Genomic DNA, 533 nt, shown 5'->3' on the forward strand with positions numbered 1-533 from the left:
CCGCCGCGGCCGCCATCAATGACGCGCCCGTCCGACAATCCAAAGAGGAAAGTGTGCCCGGCATCGGCGCGCCGCGCGTACGTGCGGGTCGCTTCCCGCCAGGTGGTGACAAGCCCCTTGTACTCAAAGATGCGCTCGCCGACGGAAAGCGCCCGCAAGGCAAAGACGCCCTTTCCGTGAATGGGAGAGTGCCGAACGGAAACGCGATTCATGCCGGGAATGTGTGAGGAAGGGAGATCCGGAGTATAGCGGCAGCAATGGCTCCCAACATGTGACGGTGGATCGTAGCGGGTGTCTGGTCATGGGCCGGCACATATGGGCCGCTCGGCGCTCACTTCGTCGTCGCAAACGCGCCGGCTAATTGCCTCTTAAGTTTGACCTCGTCGCTGTGCATATTTTGAGGTGGTTAAGGCCGAAGCGTGCCGCAATTGTGGCGCACCGTTGTGAGTTCCGTGCGGCTTAAGGTTCCCGCAAGCAGTGCATGATTGGCCTCAATGACGGTGGCGGTGCCCTGAAAACAAAAAGCCCGCTCG

1 pseudogene is annotated in these 533 nt (G+C 61.0%); it reads right to left on the reverse strand.

Features of this window, described 5'->3' with window-relative positions:
• A pseudogene (locus tag U5A58_RS40470) lies at positions 1-212 on the reverse strand (SET domain-containing protein-lysine N-methyltransferase); the annotation flags it as partial.
• Positions 213-533: the final 321 nt, after the last annotated feature.

This window comes from Paraburkholderia sp. J7, assembly GCF_905220155.1.
In the GTDB taxonomy this organism is placed as follows: Bacteria; Pseudomonadota; Gammaproteobacteria; order Burkholderiales; family Burkholderiaceae; genus Paraburkholderia.